Origin of the sequence: Cohnella sp. GCM10012308 (assembly GCF_042649185.1) — a bacterium.
Taxonomy (GTDB): Bacteria; Bacillota; Bacilli; order Paenibacillales; family Paenibacillaceae; genus Cohnella.
This window is the reverse complement of the sequence record NZ_JBHRYU010000005.1, coordinates 121,533-137,903: the sequence shown is the minus strand read 5'-3', so window position 1 is coordinate 137,903 and position 16,371 is coordinate 121,533. Positions and strand designations below refer to the sequence as shown.

At 59.7% G+C, this 16,371-nt stretch carries 16 protein-coding genes; 3 read left to right on the top strand and 13 right to left on the bottom strand.

Annotated features, from left to right (window positions below):
- The first annotated feature begins 82 nt into the window (after positions 1-82).
- Positions 83-871: a YheC/YheD family protein gene (locus ACFOTD_RS08820; protein ID WP_378117771.1), complete on the top strand. Its 789-nt coding sequence runs from the start codon at positions 83-85 to the stop codon at positions 869-871.
- Positions 872-932: 61 nt separating this feature from the next.
- On the opposite strand, the gene ACFOTD_RS08815 is transcribed toward ACFOTD_RS08820, so the two are convergent.
- From ACFOTD_RS08815 to ACFOTD_RS08800, 4 genes are all read right to left on the bottom strand, one after another.
- A complete protein-coding gene (locus ACFOTD_RS08815; protein ID WP_378117769.1) occupies positions 933-1,934 on the bottom strand; it encodes an Rpn family recombination-promoting nuclease/putative transposase in 1,002 nt (333 codons plus the stop codon).
- Between the two features lie 211 nt (positions 1,935-2,145).
- Positions 2,146-3,045 carry an aldo/keto reductase gene (locus tag ACFOTD_RS08810; protein ID WP_378117768.1) on the bottom strand — a complete coding sequence of 300 codons (900 nt, stop codon included), beginning with the start codon at positions 3,043-3,045 and terminating at the stop codon, positions 2,146-2,148.
- Between the two features lie 130 nt (positions 3,046-3,175).
- Positions 3,176-4,174, bottom strand: coding sequence for a cell wall hydrolase (locus tag ACFOTD_RS08805; RefSeq protein WP_378117766.1), 999 nt, complete (start codon positions 4,172-4,174; stop codon positions 3,176-3,178).
- 543 nt (positions 4,175-4,717) lie between these two features.
- The gene (locus ACFOTD_RS08800; protein ID WP_378117764.1) at positions 4,718-6,490 is read right to left on the bottom strand and encodes a glycoside hydrolase family 2 protein; all 1,773 of its coding nucleotides are present in this window, start codon (positions 6,488-6,490) and stop codon (positions 4,718-4,720) included.
- Positions 6,491-6,642: 152 nt separating this feature from the next.
- On the opposite strand from ACFOTD_RS08800, the gene ACFOTD_RS08795 reads away from it, so the two are divergent.
- Positions 6,643-7,557 (top strand): ArsR/SmtB family transcription factor, encoded by a 915-nt coding sequence (locus ACFOTD_RS08795; RefSeq protein WP_378117762.1) that lies wholly within the window; start codon positions 6,643-6,645, stop codon positions 7,555-7,557.
- 7 nt (positions 7,558-7,564) lie between these two features.
- Here ACFOTD_RS08795 and ACFOTD_RS08790 read toward each other — a convergent pair whose 3' ends face one another.
- From ACFOTD_RS08790 to ACFOTD_RS08765, 6 genes are all read right to left on the bottom strand, one after another.
- The gene (locus ACFOTD_RS08790; protein WP_378117760.1) at positions 7,565-8,449 is read right to left on the bottom strand and encodes an ADP-ribosylglycohydrolase family protein; all 885 of its coding nucleotides are present in this window, start codon (positions 8,447-8,449) and stop codon (positions 7,565-7,567) included.
- Positions 8,450-8,516: 67 nt separating this feature from the next.
- Positions 8,517-9,284 carry an NUDIX hydrolase gene (locus tag ACFOTD_RS08785; protein WP_378117758.1) on the bottom strand — a complete coding sequence of 256 codons (768 nt, stop codon included), beginning with the start codon at positions 9,282-9,284 and terminating at the stop codon, positions 8,517-8,519.
- A gap of 20 nt (positions 9,285-9,304) precedes the next feature.
- The gene (locus ACFOTD_RS08780; protein WP_378117756.1) at positions 9,305-10,807 is read right to left on the bottom strand and encodes a nicotinate phosphoribosyltransferase; all 1,503 of its coding nucleotides are present in this window, start codon (positions 10,805-10,807) and stop codon (positions 9,305-9,307) included.
- Complete coding sequence (locus tag ACFOTD_RS08775) at positions 10,804-11,628, bottom strand: ribose-phosphate pyrophosphokinase (protein WP_378117754.1); 825 nt, start codon at positions 11,626-11,628, stop codon at positions 10,804-10,806. Before ACFOTD_RS08775 ends, ACFOTD_RS08780 begins: the two co-directional genes overlap by 4 nt.
- A 5-nt stretch (positions 11,629-11,633) precedes the next feature.
- Positions 11,634-12,038: a hypothetical protein gene (locus ACFOTD_RS08770; protein ID WP_378117752.1), complete on the bottom strand. Its 405-nt coding sequence runs from the start codon at positions 12,036-12,038 to the stop codon at positions 11,634-11,636.
- 114 nt (positions 12,039-12,152) lie between these two features.
- The gene (locus tag ACFOTD_RS08765) at positions 12,153-12,665 is read right to left on the bottom strand and encodes an acyl-CoA thioesterase (RefSeq protein ID WP_378117750.1); all 513 of its coding nucleotides are present in this window, start codon (positions 12,663-12,665) and stop codon (positions 12,153-12,155) included.
- Between the two features lie 246 nt (positions 12,666-12,911).
- On the opposite strand from ACFOTD_RS08765, the gene ACFOTD_RS08760 reads away from it, so the two are divergent.
- Positions 12,912-13,742 carry a sugar phosphate isomerase/epimerase family protein gene (locus ACFOTD_RS08760; RefSeq protein WP_378117748.1) on the top strand — a complete coding sequence of 277 codons (831 nt, stop codon included), beginning with the start codon at positions 12,912-12,914 and terminating at the stop codon, positions 13,740-13,742.
- A 485-nt stretch (positions 13,743-14,227) separates the two neighbouring features.
- On the opposite strand, the gene ACFOTD_RS08755 is transcribed toward ACFOTD_RS08760, so the two are convergent.
- From ACFOTD_RS08755 to ACFOTD_RS08745, 3 genes are all read right to left on the bottom strand, one after another.
- Entirely contained in the window at positions 14,228-15,616 is a 1,389-nt protein-coding gene (locus tag ACFOTD_RS08755) for an MATE family efflux transporter (RefSeq protein WP_378117747.1), read from the bottom strand.
- 153 nt (positions 15,617-15,769) lie between these two features.
- Positions 15,770-16,009 carry a cold-shock protein gene (locus ACFOTD_RS08750; RefSeq protein WP_378117745.1) on the bottom strand — a complete coding sequence of 80 codons (240 nt, stop codon included), beginning with the start codon at positions 16,007-16,009 and terminating at the stop codon, positions 15,770-15,772.
- A 62-nt stretch (positions 16,010-16,071) separates the two neighbouring features.
- Entirely contained in the window at positions 16,072-16,272 is a 201-nt protein-coding gene (locus tag ACFOTD_RS08745) for a cold-shock protein (RefSeq protein WP_378117743.1), read from the bottom strand.
- Positions 16,273-16,371 lie beyond the last annotated feature (99 nt).

Below are 16,371 nucleotides of genomic sequence, written 5' to 3'. Positions count from 1 at the left end.
GATGACGCCGTACCTGTTGACAATCGCAAACGGCATTTGTCGTTCGTATGATGATAACAGCCAGATGCGGGGGTGAAGTGCCGTGACGAATCGTTTGAAACAGACCGTGTCCAGCAAGCTGGTCAAAACCGAATTACTTCGCGGAGGCAAGCTAGGGAAGCATGTGCCGCTCACTGTACCGTTCACCCGGGAGCGGCTGCAAAAAATGTTGGGGAAACGCGGGATGGTCTATGTGAAGCCCGACACGGGATCGCAGGGCATAGGCATATTGCGGGTCGAGCGAAGGGCTGGCGGCCGCTATCGATACCAGCTCGGCACCGAGCGGTACGACTTCGGCAATTACGCGGGAATGTACGGCTCCATGCGACGCCGCATGGGGAGGAGGCGCCATCTGATTCAGCAGGGCGTGCGCGCGCTGCGGTACGAAGGCAGGCCTTTCGATTTTCGGATCATGGTGCAGAAAAACGCGGCGGGCCGGTGGGTCGACACCGGCGTCGCGGGCCGCGTCGCGCATCCGGGCAAGATCGTCTCGAACGGCAGCCAGGGGGGCGCGATCTACGAAGCCGGGCGGCTGCTCCGGCCCTCGGCAGGTCAAGCGGAGACCGCGGGCTTGATCGACAGGATGCGGGAGCTGGCTCTGCTGACTGCGAGCCGCTTCGGGCGCAAATACCCGGCCATGAACGAGCTCGGCATCGACATCGCCGTAGACCGCGGGCTGAAGCCATGGATACTGGAGGTCAACACCCGCCCGGATCCTTGCCCGTTCGCCAAGCTTGAGGACCGGACGGCAATACGCAGAATCGTGCGCTACGGCCGCGGGTATGGCAGGCGATATTGCTTGAAATGCGGAAAAGCTAAAACAGGAACGTAACGGCCAACCATCGCCATCCTCTGCGGCGGAAGCATAGCTTGGCGCCGCAGAGGACATGAGTTTATTTCATCCGTTCGCGGAGCTTCTGAAGCTTATCTCCGGATAAACCCGTCGCTTCGGCGATGACTTCAACACCCAGCCCCAGCCGCAGCATGCGGAGCGCCGCCTGCTCAAGTCCTTGCTCAAGTCCTTGCTCAAGACCTTGCTCCAGCCCTTCCTCCATCCCTTTCGCGATGCCGAGCTTAAGACCTTCCTCCACGCCGCTGTTTCGAATCGCCTCCAGGTTTTGCTGCAGTCCCATGGTTACCTCTCCCTCCTGTCTAAACTGGTTGATCAAATCGTCGATAGCCTTGGTCGGGTCCGGCAGCTGCTTGGCGACCATATTCGCCAGCCAGTTGAGAAACTGGTTCTTAAGCTCTTCGGGCATCGCCCGCACCGTGCCCATCAGCTTCGCAAGCCGATCTTGCAATTGCTGCCGGTCAGCCGTCTGATCGAGCAAGAACACGGCGCCGATCGTATTCGACAGCTCCAGCAATTCCCGCTCCGTATACCGCTCTACGTCGATGAGTACATACTCGAAGTCCAATAGCTCTTGGCCGAAGGCGTCCTGCCCCTCCGTCAACGCGCGAAACCGTCTCGGCGCCGTCCACGGACGCTGGCCGTTGTACAGCACGATCGGAACGATCGCGGGAATCCCGAAGCGGCCGCCTTCCGCAGCCGGCCGGTTGCGGAGCAGATAACGCCATATCTCCACCTGGTACTGAAGCAGCCTGTACGGCATGGCCATATCCACGGTCGATTGAAGCTCCAGCAGCAGGTAGAAAATAATCTCCCTGCCCCGCATGCGGAGGCGATATACCAGATCGGCTTCCCTCCGGCCGAAATCCGGCAAGACGAAGGAATGATCGATCGCTTCCAGATCGGACTCGTCGATCGTCTCGGCCCACGCTCGGGCAACGAACGATCGGATCAGCTCGACGAACAGCTTTTTGCTCGAGAACAGGTAACGGTAAGACGTGTCGTGAGGGAAGGAGGGGACTGCGGTCTTCTTCCCGCCGCTCATATCCGCTCACCTGAAATAATAAGTCCATTATAATGCACGGCTCTCTGTCGCAAAAGTATTCTCGCATTCACCCTGCGCTCCCCCTCCGCTCCGGAAAAGCAAAAACCCCGACCAAGCCGTCATGGACGACCGTCGGGGTGTGCTTCACCGCTAACGTATTGCTTTTATTAAACCACAATCATCGCAAAAAGGGAATACACGTTCCCTTTTTTTATTCCAAGCCGACCCAATCGTCCTCGGCGACTGACCGCCAGCGCTCGCGAATCGCTTCGTACTCGGCTGACGACAGCGGGCCCTGCGCCAGCAGCCTGGCGTTCGATGTCCAGCGATCCGGGTTCGCGGTGCCGACGATCGCCGAATGCACGCCTGGCGTCGTCAGCGTAAAGCGCAGCGCCTTGCCGACCGTTTCTTCCAGGTCGCCTTGCAGGAAATCATATTTTAGCTTCTGCAGCCGCTGCCAGTAAGGATACTCGTAAGCTTTGGGATCCGGCGCTTGCGCGTGCCTCCAAGCCACGTTGGCGACGGGGCGCTTGATGACAACGCCCATGCCGCGCTCCGCCGCTTCGTTTAAGGTAAGATCCGCGGCTTCCTGATCCGCGATGTTCAAGGACGTCATCAGCGAATCGAACGCGCCCGTGCGAACGGCGTACAACGCATTCGTGTGGTCGCCGCTGTACCCGATGAACCGCGTCTTGCCCTGCTCCTTGGCCCGCTTCAGCACGTCGATGACATCGCCCTGTCTCAGCACTTCCTCAGAGCAGCTGTGGAGATGAATCACGTCGACATAATCCGTCTTGAGCCGCTCGAGGCTGCGGTCGATGCTCTGAGCCAGCATCCGGGGATCCCAGTCGGGCAGGTCGAGGCCTGCGGCATGTCCGCATTTGGTGAACAGGAAATAATCGCCGCGTCTGCCGGCAACGGCTCGGCCGATGAGCTCTTCGCTGTTTTTATAGCATTCCGCCGTATCGATCAGGTTGAGCCCCGCGTCCAGCGCGCTGCCGAGCAGCCTGTCCACGTCCCGCTGAGCGGCGCCGCCGAACCCGATCTCCGCGCCGCCGAATCCAAGTATGCTAACCTGCATGCCTGTCTTGCCGTACGCTCGTTTCTCCATGACATTCGCCTCTTTCCTTAGAATCTATATTTATTTTACCCAATCGCGCGCGCTCCCGCCGCTATGTCCGGATACGGCAAAGAGCGGGGCCTCTGCCCCGCTCTCCGCGCAATGTTCGGTATGCCGCTCTTTAGACGAACACATGATGGCCGATTTTCTTGATCGCCTTCAGCCGCTTGGCCTTGGCAGGCTCGAGCTGCGGATTAAAGAAAGAATAAGCGCCAGGAACGTTGTTCTCGCCGGACAGAGCGGCCTTGGCCGCTTTGATGCTGTCCTTGGAAGGCGTCTCCCGCTCTAGGCTGCCATTGCCGGCAGGTGAGAACTGTCCGGGGGCGTATATAACGCCCCGCAAGGTGTCCGGGTACCGGTCGTTGTGCAGACGGTTCATGACGACGCTCGCGACGGCGAGCTTGCCTGCGTAAGGCTCGCTGCCAGCTTCGGCCTCCACCAGCTTCGCGAGCAGCGTCACGTCGGCAGGATCGATCGCCGCCTCGGCCGCGGCGGTCGCCTTCTGCTCGGAGACGTCCGGATCGAGGAATTCCGGCGCGACGATCTTGAGCTGCTGACCGACGGACAGCGCTTCGCTCGAAAGCCCGTTGCGGACCTTCAGCGCGGTTGCGGTCGTATCGTGCGCCTCCGCGATGCGCCAGAGCGTGTCGCCCGCGACGACTGCGTACAGCTCTTCTTGCCGGAGGACCGCGACCTTCTCCTGCTCCTTCCAGCCGACGCTCGCGTGCATCGACTCGGCGACGACCCGCAGCGGCGCGTAGGTGACGCCGTCCTTGAGTCGGACCGTACCGCCGATATCATAGGTGCGGCCGTTCAGCGCAACGTCGGACGATCCCGCCTTGAATGCGAGCACGTCACCCAAATCGTTGCGAATCGTCGTGCGTCCCGACCCTCCGTCGTACTCGAGCGTCCAGTCCATGAGGTCCGCGATCTCCTTGACCGGCGCATAAGTCCAACCGCCGATCGTCCATAAGCTCTGGCTCAGGTCGACTTTAACATCTGCTATGTATAGGGTGCTATTCGTGCTATTTGTGCTTGCGAATGCCGCGCCTGCGCCAAGCGCCAGGAAAAGCGCAAGAGCCAGGATCGCGATTCTGTTCAGCCGTTGAATGAGCTTCATCTCCTTTTGATTGGAATGAAATCCATGATCAGCACTGTTCGCTATTATACAGACAATAAAAAGGAAAAATTTAAAAATGAGTGATTTTTCATCCTGGGTAAGCGTTTACTTGTCCAAAACTCTTCGAAAATAGCGATCATTAGCTATATTCGGGTCCTAATTTTGATGGGGGAGAGCAAGCGAAAAGGCCGCGCCCGAACCGGGTGCGGCCTTCGCTTTCACTATTTTCGCCTTTTTTTACGAGTATGACCTTGCCTGTTCCAAACCTAACGGACCGCAGCGCCGCTATTTCCCCCGATCCTCGCACCGACGCCTGCATTTCGGACACCGCATTCGTTATTTTGCCAAAAACGCAGTATGAGACGCGAAACGATCGGCTATAACGGAACTACGGTCCGCAAACCTACCTCAGAATCCCGTTCGTGCGAAAATAGCGGAATCAGGATCCTCCAACGGTCGCCGATGCCGCACAGAACAGCGTGCAGGAGCAGCTCCCGCATCGCCGCTCTCGCGAATGAGCCACTCCCACTGACAACCTGTCTCTTACTTCCCTTCGTTGATCGCCCGAATCGCCTCGACCGGCAGCTTCGACACGCGATCGTACGTCAGCAGCCCGTTGATCTCCTGCTCGACGTCGGTCAGCTGCGTATAGCAGTAGCCCTGGACGACGCCCGAGCCGAGCAGCGGCTGGATGACGGCACGCAGCCGCGCCGCGAAGTCCTCGTCGCTGTCCGCGCCGGAGTAGCCCCAGCCCTCCCACTCGCTTTTTTTGTAGGCGATGCCGCCGAACTCGGTCACGAGAATCGGCTGGCCTTCGTACGCATGGCCTCCGACGGTTAACCGGCGGCCGGAAGGCATGCCGTTCACGGCACGCTCGGCTTCCGCGTAGCGCGCCTCCAGCACCTCGCGCCGATACTCGTAATCGTGAATGTTGAGCAAATCCGTCTTTACCATTTCCCAGCCGTCATTCGAGACGACCAGGCGCGTCGCGTCCAGCGACTTGGTCAGATGATACATCGTGAGCGCATGGTGCTGCTGCTGCACGTCGATCTGAATGTTCGGCACGCCCCAGCTCTCGTTGATCGGCACCCAGACGACGATGCAAGGATGATTGTAGTCGCGCTCAATCGAAGCCTGCCATTCGCTTACGAAGCGTCGGACATAGGTGTCGGAATATTGATAGGCGTTGGCCGCCTCGCTCCAGACGAGGAGCCCCAGCTTGTCGCACCAATAAAGATAGCGCGGGTCCTCCAGCTTCTGGTGCTTGCGCGCGCCGTTGAAGCCCATCGCCTTGGTCAGCTCGACGTCGTTGCGGACGGCCTCGTCGCTCGGCGGCGTCAGGTTGCCGTCCGGGAAGTAGCCCTGATCGAGGACAAGCTTCTGAAAATAAGGCCGGTTGTTGAGGTTGAACCTGCCCGCTTCGACCGACACCTTGCGCATGCCAAAATAACTGGATACCTCGTCGATCGCCGTCTCTCCGTCGTAAAGCGTCAATCTGACATCGTAAAGGTTCGGCTTCTCGGGCGTCCACCAGCGCCCTTCTCCGTGATCGTTCAGCTCCTGCAGATGAATCGTGCGGGCTTCGTTCGCGGAACGGATCGTGTAGATGTCGCTCGATACCGGCTCTTCCTCGAACGTAATGTCTACCTTAACCTTCAGCGCCGGCTGGCTGCCTCCTCCCGCCACCGCCAGCCGCAGCCCGATGTCGTTGCGGTCGATATCCGGCGTCCAGCGAACCGAAGCCAGATGCGCGGAAGATACGGCCTCCGCCCATACCGTCTGCCAGATGCCCGTCGTGCGGGTGTAAAAGATGCTCGCGGAGTCGGACAGCCAGTATTGCTTGCCCCGCGGCAGCGTAACGTCGCGGCTATAGTCGACCGCGCGTACGACAAGCGCGTTGTCCTCCCCTGCAGGCCGCAGCGCGTCCGTAATATCGGCATGGAAAGGCGTATGCCCGCCCTCATGCGTCGCGACGAGCTTGCCGTTGACCCACACCGAGGCTTCGTAGTCGACGGCTCCGAAATGCAGGACGACGCGCTTATCCCTGAACGCATCCGGCAGCGAGAGGGTCCGCCGGTACCAGACAATATCATGGAAGTCCGGCTCGCCGATGCCGCTCAGCTGGCTCTGGAAGGCAAAAGGCACCTGGATGCGCCGGGTGAATTCGCGATCTCCGTCTTGCCACCGCTGTCCGACGCCGACGGCGGCGTCGTCGAACTCGAACTCCCATTCTCCGTTCAAATTCACCCAGCCGTCCCGCACGAATTGGGGCCTCGGATAGTCTTGTCTGGGGGCTGACTTTTGGATTTCGGACATCTGATTACCCTCCCATAATAGTTAACATTAAAGTTAATAATTAATTAATAAGAACTTATTATCGAACCCATCGTATCCCGCTCCGGCTTGATTGTCAACTCCCGCGTAGTATAATTAACTTCACGATTAACCATAGAAACGGAGGGAACGCCATGGAAATCGAAGTCAGCACCAACCACATGCAGCTGCTGGAATGCCTGTCGTCGGAAACGCGGGTGCGCATCATTGAGATGCTGCGGGAAAAACCGATGTACGTCAAAGAGATCGCGGACGAGCTGGCGCTCTCGTCGGCGATCGTAACCAAGCATATGCAAAAGCTCGAGCAGGCCGGCATCGTGTCCACCCATATGGCTGCCGGGACCCGCGGCAAACAGAAAATATGCACGCTCAGCCTGGAACGGCTTGTCCTCCTCTTCCAATCCGATTCCCGGAAGCCCGAAACCCGCGATCCGTCCAGCTACGCCGTCTCCATTCCGATCGGACACTATACCGCGTACCAGGTAAAGCCGACCTGCGGGCTGGCATCTCCCCGCAAGCTCATCGGCCTGCTGGACGATCCCCGTTATTTCGACGCGCCCGAACGCGTCGAAGCGCATCATTTGTGGTTCGGCAGCGGTTATGTGGAGTATCGGGTGCCCAACTACCTGGTCGGCGACGTCCGGGCGAGAGAGATTCGCGTCACGCTGGAGATCGGTTCGGAATCTCCCGGATATAGGGAGGATTGGCCGTCGGACATCGGGTTCTCGCTAAACGACTTCGAGCTCGGCGTATGGACCTGCCCGGGAGACTTCGGCAGCCAGCGCGGCAGGCTTAATCCGGAATGGTGGGGATCCAGCAATTCGCAGCACGGGGTGCTGAAGACGCTGCTGGTGAACGAGGAAGGAAGCTATATCGACGGCGTAAAATTATCGGACATAACGGCGGAAAAGCTCAACCTGACTGCCGGCGGCGACATCCGGCTGCGCATCGCTTCAGCCGAAGACGCCCGCTATCCGGGCGGCGTCAGCCTGTTCGGAAGCCGCTTCGGCAACTATGCGCACGACATAGAAGTCACCGTCGCCTACTAGCGCGCGGCTAGCCGGCCGTCTCCGACCTCATCGCCAGCATCGCCGCACATGTCTTGTCCAATCGGTCCTTGAGCAAAATTTGCGAGGAATAACGTTCGGGGATGCCGTCGAAGCCCCAGTGCACGCCGGCCAGACCGCCGACGATCGCGCCGATCGTGTCCGAGTCCCCGCCTTGATTCGCCGCCCGCTGCACCACTTCCTCAAAGGAATCCGAAGTCAGCAGCAGATGCAGCACCCAGCGGAACGTATGCACGACAAAGCCGCTGGACTCGCAGTTCGGCTCCGACGTCAGCATCTCTTCGTACGCGGTGCCGGCGACGGCGTCGGCGATCGCGTCGCGGAGCGGAACCTCGCCTTCTATCATGGCGAACGCGATGCGGTTATATATCTCGCACGCCTCGTTGCACCGCTCGTCGTAGTGCGTCATCTTCGACTGCATGCGCGACACGCGCGCCGCTTCGGCCCAATCCGGGTAACACAGCGCCGCGGGCAAGCAGCGCATCAAGGAACCGTTGCCCGCGCTCTGTCCGAGATTCAGGTCCGCAAGCAGCGCGGCCTGGTACCAGCTGCCCTCGTACGTGGCGAGCACGGTCCGGATAATGTTCCCGATGTCCTTGGGCTCAGACGCATACCATTGCAAGAAGCGCTCGCCGATCGCCTCGATCGGATCGTCCGGCGCGGCCAATATGCCGTCCGCCACGCACAACGTCATCATCGTATCGTCGGTCACCTCGCCGGGTTCGAGGCGCCATACGCCGCCCCCGATTATTTCCGTCAGATAACCGTGCCGCTCCGCAATCTCTCTCGGAGACATAAATTCCGTCGTACCGCCCAATGCATCCCCGACAGCCACGCCGTACAGCCCGCCCCTAATTCGATCCGCCAGCTCCATACGCTCCGCCTCCATCTCTAACACCTTCGAAATTTTAATGTACGCCTGTCTTTCAGCCTGTCTTCCCCTAGCCGTAAATCGACAGCTCCGGCGCATAATCGGTGAACCGGTACAGCTGCGCCGGACGCTGCGAGTACCGGTTGGACATCGCCGGACGTCCTTCCGCGTCGCGGACTTCCTCCAGAATGCCTTTGCGGCTCTGCGTGGAGGTGACCTTGCGGATAAAATTCTTTTCCTCGAATGTCGGCACGACGGCCGTAATCACCTGGTACAGCTCCGCAATCGTAAACGTCTCCGGCAGGAACTCCTTGGCGATCGTCGTCGTCAGCATCTCCCGGCGGATCCGCCCGAGCGCATCCGCGACGATCGACCGGTGATCGAACGCCAGCTCCATGGCGAGCGCCTCCTCGACCGGCCACAGGCTCACGTCCGAGGCTTCGTCCGACGTCCTGCGGCTTGCCACGTACCGCTCCTCGACGAGCGCAAAAAACGCGTGGGAGATCATCCAGCCGCGCGGATCGCGGCCCGGCGCGCTGTAGACGTTGAAGTACGCGAGGTGCACGTCCGATACGCCCGTCTCCTCCAGCAGCTCCCGCCGGGCGCACGCTTCGACCGTCTCCCTCTCCCGCGTGAACCCCCCCGGCAGCGCCCACATGCCTTCGCACGGCCACTGCTTGCGTTTGATCAGCATGACTGCAAGCCGCCGGAGCGGCAGCGCCTTCTTCGGACCCGTCCGCTCGGTCTTGGTAATGGTGAACACGACGATGTCCGTCGGCGCGCCGTCCGGCGTGCGAAATCCGGCGGCTGAATATGATCCTGCATGGTTATCGTTCATCGTAATTTGACCCCTGTCGCTTAGTCCTGCAGGTTCCCGAGGAGTCTGGCGCGTATGTCGCCGAGCGTTTGCTCGCGCACGAGGCGCCCGTCGACGAACACGTCCTCCAAGAGATCGTTCCCGCTGTATTGATCGTATTCCTCCTTGTTCAGATTATCAATACAGATCATGGTGCCTTCCTGCGGGACGACGCGTACGAGCCCGGTTTGCGATTTTTTGACCTTGCCCGCGTCCGTCTTCGGATCCTTATAGATCTTGCGTTCCTCCCCGTCCACGACCGCATACGTCGATTTAAGCGCGTAGCCGAACGTGTCCCGGGTGTTGTACTGGTAGGTGAACGAGCCGATGCCGAAAACCATGTTGGTCGACGCGAAGCCTTTGGCCGCGAGCCGCTCGCAGATCTCCCGGCAGCGCGCGATCGTGATCGCGTCCCCGTAGATGGCGCCGATGTGGCTGTCGAGCTGCTTGAACCCGCGCGCGGTCGTCGTGCCGCCGAAAATGTCCCACAAAATCTCGATGACGCCTCGCTGCGCGAGCGGGTCCTCGGCGTCCGGGTCGCCGCAGATGATCTTGACAGGATCGCCGCTGTCCGGACGAATGACGACCTTGCCGTCCCGGCTCATAATATCGTCCTTCAGCCCGCGGATGACGACGTCCAGAACGGTCCACAGATCCCAGGTGTCCGACACGATCGATACGAACCCGCTCGGGTACACCTCCTTGATGAGGTAGCGGTACGAAGCCGCTTCGTCCCGGCCGTGCGCGCACATGACGCTGTGCTCGGTCGCGGGGATCGACGTGCCGACCAATTCCTTTTCCATGTCCGCCCCGTAGTTGTCTTCGAGATACAGAATAGCCGGAATCGTGTCCGTGCCGGTAAACGAGAGCAGATGCCCCGCGCCGCTGGCCTTGGCCGCCTCGAGCGAGCCCATGCCCCGCATCGAGAAGTCGTGTCCCTGGAACGGCACGCCGGTCGCGTCGCCGTTGGTCCTGCGAGCGAAGTCCTCAAGAAGCTTGCGATATTCGAAAGCGAGCGTCGCGCTCGTCGCCGGCAGCCACAGCTGGCACGACATGAGCGTCTCCAGGTAATTGGTGAGCCAGAAAAAAGCGGGCTGCGTGTTCTCGATCGTCAGCATCGGCACCTTGACCGGCACGAGACTGCCTTCCTTAACGGCCTTAATCTTGATCGGCAAATAGCCGAGGTCGTGCAGCGCCTCGATGTGAGCGGCGTCCGGGTTCGTCTCGCCGAGCGCATAACGGATGACGCGCTTGTATTCTTCCGTCACCTCCGCCTTCGTGCGGCCGAAAAAGTGAGCGTTGAAATAATCGATCAGGTATTCCTTGATAAAGGCCTGGAAGCCGAAAGCCGCGATCTGGTCGATCTCGGGTATACGGCTCGCGCGCGCCGTCCAGGTCGAGTAGACGAGCTCCGTGCCTTGCGGGTATTGATTTTTGTGGCTCACCTTGTAAAAGTCGCAGAGCAGCGTGGCCGGGTATACGAAATTGTTGTTAGCAGCGGTCATGGCAGCATGCCTCCAATGGGATAAATTTGAATGAAGTCCGTGCTTGGTCCGTCAAGGATCGTGTCGGTCGTGAAAACGCGGTCGATCAATCCCGATGCCGGGAGCTTGCCTAGATGAACGGCGTTCTCGCAATGGGTGACGAGCAGATAAATCCGCGAAGCTCCGAGCTCCCGCAGCCGCTCCGCGCTTAGCAGGAACGTGCCGCCGTACGAGCACAGATCGTCGACGATAACGGCCTTGAAACCAGTCCGGTCGACGTCGCCCGCAACGTCCAATTTCTGAATACGCCCTGTCGCAAAATCTCTTTGTTTGCTGCCGACCAGCTGTCTGAAGCCTTCCACCCGGCCGTATCGCTTCTGCGCCCCCGCGTCGGGAAAAAACAGATAATCCGCCGCCGGATCGAATCCCGTCTCCGCCGTCACCCGGCCCAGCAGCTCCAGCGTCGGATACAGCGCCTCGCTGCGGTCAAGCAGCGCCAGCGTGACGTCCGAATGCGGCTCGACGACCGTAACGCGCTCGAAGTTCATGGCATTAATCATTTGTGCCGTATACTTCAGCGTGAAGGCCGACGCCCCCTCCGTCCGGTCCATCCGGCTGTAAGGCATATAGTAGATATCGAGCGTCGCCGAGCCAAGCCCGCGGTCGTCCAAATAGCTTTTGACGAACAGGAGCTTGATCAGGTCCGCGTCCGTCTCGTACTTGATCGCGATCCGATTGCCGTCCGTCCCGCGGGCCAGCGCAAGAATCTGCTCCCCCTTCACTCGCGTCTCCCCGTTCGGGTAAGTCTCGAATAACAGCGTCTGTCCGTTTAGCCGAATCATGTCGTTCACGCTCCCCGCTTCATGATGTCCAGCGCCGATTGCAGGCACCGGTAGGCCGAGCCGAGTCCCGCCCGATCGTCGAGCAGAATATTGAAGTAGATCTTCCTGCCGCCCGAGGAAGGAACGAACGGCGGATCCTCGTTGATGGCATCGAACGGAATGTCGTTGTCCGTCAGGTAATTCGCAATGGCCGGAAACTGCGACTTCCCGCAAGCGGTAAAAACGATGAGATAGGCGCCAAGCGAACGACACTCCCTGAGCAGCCGCGGTACGTCGTCGAACGAGAGGCCCGCGCGATGATAATCGAACACCGTGTTATCGTAGTCGAACGCGACGACGAGCCGGCCGTACTTGCGCCATTCCGTCACGAGCCGGGAAACCACATGTTCGTCTTCCAGATAGAAGTCCATCGAAGTCGCCTCGTTTCACATCGTCATTTTTATATTATCATAATGACAATATTAATAATTGTCAAGCGAATAGCGTCCGAAAAAATAAAAAAGGCGCCGAAACCGGCGCGCGCCTTACTCCCAAGGGTACTTCGTCAGCAAAAAATCGGCGAACGCCTTGCTCTGCTCCCGCCGAATGCCGCGCATCTCTTTGCGGTGCTCCGCGGTTTCGAACAGCTTTTTCTCCTCGTCGGTCTCGGGAATGACCTGCGGCACGGGCACGGGCCGATTGTCCTCGCCGAGGCCCACGAACGTGAGGAACGACGTCGCGGCAATCCTCCGCTCCCCCGTCCGCAGATCCTCTCGGATCACTTTGACGAACACCTCCATGGAACGCGTGCCCGTCCACGATACGAAGGCTTCGAGCGACACCGAATCCGTCTGCCGAATCGGGAGAAGGAAGTCGACCGAATCCGTCGAGGCCGTAACCGCGGTGACCCTGCACAGCTTGGATGCGGAGATCGATGCGATATCGTCGATGTGGGACATCAGCTTGCCGCCGAACAGCGTTTCGTGATTGTTGACGTCAGTGGGGAATACTCTGGAGGTTTTGACGCAGCGGGTTTCTTTGACATACTTCTTTTCCATTTCGGCTTGCGCTCCTTCATCCCATGAACTTCCTGCTCGGCTCATTGTCCCCAGCCCGGCGGTCGTTATGCCTGAGAGGAAAGAGACGATAGAAGACGCAGGGGTGAGGAGGAGGCTGCCGGCCGGGTGTCGAATATGGATTGACGTCATGCGTCAATGATTGTTAATGTCGTAAGTTGAGTGAACGTTAACGCCATCAACAGTGAAGCGCGTCTTCTTACGCGCAGGAAAGGAGCAAGCCCATCCATGTCAGTCGGAATATTGGCGCATCTCCTCGGTACGCTTCCTTACGCGCAATTGGCCGAACAGGTGGCCGAGCACCGATTCTCCTATGTGCAGCTGGCGCTGTCCAAAGCGATCGCCGACATCGACTTTTCCCTCGGCAAGCTCAGCCCCGGACTCGCGAGCGAGATCGGCGGCGCGTTCGCGGACAACGGCGTGCGGATCGCCGTGCTCGGCTGCTACGCCAGCCTTATCGACCTGAACGAAGACAACTATCGCTATAATGTAGACCGATTCAAGGAACATCTGCGGCACGCGCGGCATTTCGGCGCGCCGATCGTGGCGACCGAGGTCGGCGTGCCCCAGGACCCGAGCCGTCTCGCGCAGCACGCGGCGCTGCTCGACCGAGCGCTCGAGGAGCTCGTCGAGGAAGCCGAGCGATGGGGCGCCATCATCGGACTCGAGGCGGCGCAGGGGCACTTAATCGACTCGCCGCAGACGCTGGCGGCCGCGATCGAGCGCTTCCCGTCGTCGTGCGTCGGGGTCGTTCTCGATCCGTGCAACCTGCTCGGCGGCCATAATCTGGACGATCAGGACCGTGTCGTCGACGAAGCGTTCCGGCTGCTCGGACCGCGGATCGTCAGCGCCCATGCCAAGGATCTGGTCCGCGCCGAAGACGGCGGCGTCCAGGAGACGGCGGCCGGGCTCGGACAGCTCCATTATGCCCGCTTCTGGGAGAAGCTCGAGGCGCAGAAGCCCCGCGGGTTCGTCACGCTGGAGGCGGTCGCGGTGCCGCAAATGGAAGCCGCGGCGCGCTTCGTGCGAGAAGGGCGCGAGTCGGCCCGCAGGGGGTAACGTTGGCGGGTGCGTTTGAACCTGCGGCTGGGCCTGCGCAGCGCGCGAGTTCCTGGATGGGAGCATCTGCGGCTGGCGGCAAGCGACCGGCGCTCCGGTGTTCCTAGCCAGGAACACCTCCGACACGCGGCAAGTGCGAAGCGCCCGGTGTTCCTAACCAGGAACAACTCCGACACGCGGCAAGCACGAAGCGCCCGGTGTTCCTAACCAGGAACAACTCCGACACGCGGCAAGCGCGAAGCGCCCGGTGTTCCTAACCAGGAACAACTCCGACACGCGGCAAGCGCGAAGCGCCCGGTGTTACTAACCAGGAACAACTCCGACACGCGGCAAGCGCGAAGCGCCCGGTGTTCCTAGCCAGGAACAACTGCGACCTGCGTGTTCCGTATATCCGCGATTGCGCAGCCTGGACCAGCCGTGAATGCTACCGCAAAAAGGGATGAAGCAGCCCCACGCTGCCTCAGCCCTTTTTATTTGTCGAGTCTTTAAATCAACTTTTTCGCATACCACTTGTCCCCGCGGAACCGCTTCAGGAACAGCACGCCGCGCACGCCCCACTCGCAGTTCATCGCGAGCCACACGCCGATAATGCCGAGCCCGAACGTAATCCCCAGCAAATAGCCGAGCACGATCCGAAACAGCCACATGGACAGCATCGACGCGATCGAGGTGAAGCGCGCGTCCCCGGCAGCCCGCAGTCCCGCAGGCAGGACGAAGCTGATCGCCCATAGCGGAATCTGTGCGATCGCATTGATCAGCGTCAGCCAGAAGATATCGTCTACGATGTCCGCCGGCGGATGGAACAAGCTGACCAGCGGATGGAAGAGCGGCATCAGGATGGCGGTCATCACAACGAACGAGCAGGAGGCAAGCCAGATAAACGACTTGATGAACTTGCGGGCGTCCCCGACGTTGCGTCCGCCGATGCATTGCCCCACGACCGTAACGATCGTCAGCGACATCGCGCCGGCCGGGATCTGATACACCAGGGCGATCGTGCCGCTGATGGCGTTCGCCGCAAGCGCGTACGTCCCCATGCTGACGATGAACACCTGGGTAAGCATTTTGCCGCCGTTAAAAAACATCTGCTCCGCCGCGAACGGTACGCCGATCGTCATGATCTTCTTCAGCATGTCCCACGGCACGCGGACGAGCTGCACCAGACGCAGACGCAACGAAGTGTCGATTCGCAGGATATAAACCAGCGCGCATAAGGCAGCCGTGTAACGGGCGATATTCACCGCGATCGTCATGCCGAGCACGCCCATATCGAGCCCATTGATAAACACGAAATTCAGCGCGACGTACAGCAGGTTCATGATCAGCGACAAAATCAGCGACACCCGGGAGCGCCCGATACCCCGCATCGCGCCGCATACGGCTTGCACGACGCCGATGCCCAGGTAGGAAGCGCAGCTGCCGATCAAGTAAACGCGGGCATGGTCCAACACTTCGTCCGACGCCCTGCCGAACAGCACTTGCAGGAGAGGCGCGTGCAGCGACGCCACCAGCAAGCCGATGCCCAGCGACAGAAGCGCGACCGAGGCGACCGTGCCCGCGGCTGCTTTGGCGATCATCCCTTCGTTGCCGCTGCCCTTGTACTGCGCGACGACGACCGTCCCCCCGGTCGCTACGGCGACGAAGACGTTGATCAGGAAAATGTTCAGCGAATCGACGGTGCTGACCGCGCCGACCGCCGCGACGCCCGATGAGCTGATCATGGCGGTATTCACAAGGTTGAGACCCACGATAAAAGCTTGGTCGATCAGGATCGGGATGAACAACGCGATCACTTTGCGGTAGTCCATGGACGACCCGGTCAGACGCTTGTCCAGATAAGCGTGCGTCCGCGCCTTGAACTGAAGCGGTCTCACCTTATCACATCTTTTCCCGGATAATAGATTGCTTTGCAAACTTTGCGTCTGCGGGTCCTATTCTAGTGGCAAAAAGAAAAATCCACAACCTCGGCAGGTTGCGGACAGAGATCGTGTATGGGGAAAAAGCGTCTGCTTGCGCCGAGGAACGGCCTACAGCGCCGCTTTCCTTTGGTTTTTCCGATGCTCCTTAAGCTGGTGGTCCGACGAGATCAGAATCGGCAGCACCTTTTCGCTTCGGACCATGACCGACTTGCAGATCATGCACGTGGGCACGTCCTCGAACGAAAAGTTGTCACGGATCCATCCCTTGCAGCCGTCTTTGGTGCAGGACCAGATCGTGGTCATTTCTTCGGGCAAATTTTCCAACGGTTTATTCCAGGAATAATTCAATGGATCGTCCCCCTTCAAATAAAAAATCCCCAAAACGAGTCGTTCGGGGATTCGGTCTTCATTTACAGTTTGACGACATTCTCGGCTTGCTGGCCCCGGTTGCCCTGGACCACGTTAAATTCGACGCGTTGGCCTTCGTCCAGCGACTTGAAGCCTTCGCCGACGATTGCGCTGAAGTGTACGAATACGTCTTCGCCGCCTTCGACCTCGATAAATCCAAAGCCTTTTTCTGCGTTAAACCATTTAACCGTTCCTGTTTGCATGAAAACACCTCCAATTTGTACATGAGCTTCTCATTTTAGGTACAAAATAAAAAATTCATATATTGCACAAGGTTAGTCATTAAAATAATAACCCTCTGC